This window comes from Microvirgula aerodenitrificans DSM 15089 (assembly GCF_000620105.1).
Lineage (GTDB): Bacteria > Pseudomonadota > Gammaproteobacteria > Burkholderiales > Aquaspirillaceae > Microvirgula > Microvirgula aerodenitrificans.
The window spans coordinates 1-1,399 of sequence record NZ_JHVK01000056.1 but is presented as its reverse complement, the minus strand read 5'-3'; the positions used below and the strand labels follow the sequence as shown (position 1 = coordinate 1,399).

Here is a 1,399-nt window from a genome sequence, read left to right as displayed (position 1 = left end):
CAACCAGTCCTGATTGCTAATTTATGACTGGGATACCGGGCGGGGGAAGGTCAAAAATTCTAGTGAAGATCAGTTCATCTATACCGGCAGCTTACTTAGCCAATAAAATCATCTAATTAACGAGCCCCATGTTACGACTATAGATGGCTTTAAATAAATCTCAACTGTCGTTACCAAATCAGAGAAAACTGCCTCAGCATACAAATATTCACCCAATTTATCATGCTTAATTTTAAATTCTTTAAACCCCTCGCTTACGCTTCTAGAAACCTCAATTCCATTCAATTTTAATTTAGTTTGAATCCACCCTTCAGAGACACTAAATGAAAAAATCAAACTAACTCCATTTTCTCCGGTAAATTCATATACGTAATTTTGATCGTCTTTATCGAAGACAATAGCTTCCCCCTCAAAAAATGACAACATGTCAATTTCATCTGGATAATTTTCAATAAACATTATCTGCTCTCTCACCTACGCGGAATCGTTGCAATAACACGCCTCGACCCATCTGGCATTTTCTGAAAAGTTGTCTCTAATTTTACGGCCTTGCCAGAAGAGCCAATAAGCAATGAATCCCTAACTTCAAAACTGCCATACTTATTAGTAAATGAATTTATAATATTGCCTTTCCCCTAAGATACCATTTTGAAATGATCAGCAAGAATCTCCTGCCCGCTTGCATTATTGCTGAGGCCTAGCCGCTCCATTTCAGCGGCAAGCTGCTTAGAGCGATTCGCATTGTGATCATTACTGGATGAATTACCAAACAAGTAATCGAATTTTTTAGGATCTATTACTGATCCTAACCCCGTTTTTCCCCCTTCATTAGAATAGCTGTTCGGATCATAGACCCTGACAGCGCCGCCGAGGTTTTCAATAAGGTACTGCGCCCATCCTGCTTGCGTCAGCGGAATTCCCTCAAGCCCCTTGCCCATCAGCTCGGCAAGCTGCTCAGCAAACCCTCTTGGTTCCAGCCCGAGATCCCGCTCGGCTTTGTCGTACCCGGCAAGAGAAACGGTAGCGCCAGCGCATTGTTTTCCGTCTCCAGCTTTGCCGCGATGGTGGCGGCAGCCGTCTCGCCTCCCGTGGCAGCCGCCGTGCCGGCCACAATGCTGCTGATGAGCTTGGATCGGGCTTCTTTTTCTTCCGCCGTCAGGCTGCCAACCGCCTTGCCGTTCAGGCCATCCAGTAAATTGTTCAACACCACGCTGGCCGCGGCGCCGCTGGCTCCTGCGCCACAACTGCCACCCTGAGCGGCGGCTCCTGCGCAGCCCACCAGTCCCTGCAACGCGGCACGGGCCACTTCGCTGTCCAGCTTGTCGGCGATCTCCTTGACCTTCTCCGCCGCCAGTCCCTGCAGGTAGTTGACCGTCGCCCCCTGCAGCATCTGCGCGGC

Annotated in this window: 3 protein-coding genes; all 3 read right to left on the bottom strand. The window is 48.5% G+C overall.

All coding sequences use genetic code 11. From position 1 onward, the window contains the following. Positions 1 to 108: 108 nt before the first annotated feature. The gene (locus Q352_RS23630; RefSeq protein WP_156952605.1) at positions 109 to 459 is read right to left on the bottom strand and encodes a hypothetical protein; all 351 of its coding nucleotides are present in this window, start codon (positions 457 to 459) and stop codon (positions 109 to 111) included. A 176-nt stretch (positions 460 to 635) separates the two neighbouring features. Next, positions 636 to 938 carry a hypothetical protein gene (locus Q352_RS24235; protein WP_244879601.1) on the bottom strand — a complete coding sequence of 101 codons (303 nt, stop codon included), beginning with the start codon at positions 936 to 938 and terminating at the stop codon, positions 636 to 638. Further along, positions 938 to 1,399: hypothetical protein (locus Q352_RS23810; RefSeq protein ID WP_373280127.1), on the bottom strand; the 462-nt coding region annotated here is incomplete at its 5' end. The genes Q352_RS23810 and Q352_RS24235, both read right to left, overlap by 1 nt.

Coding starts and splice junctions, on each gene's coding strand:
- Q352_RS24235 (WP_244879601.1), bottom strand. CDS start 938: ATGGGCAAGGGGCTTGAGGGAATTCCGCTGACGCAAGCAGGATGGGCG.
- Q352_RS23630 (WP_156952605.1), bottom strand. CDS start 459: ATGTTTATTGAAAATTATCCAGATGAAATTGACATGTTGTCATTTTTT.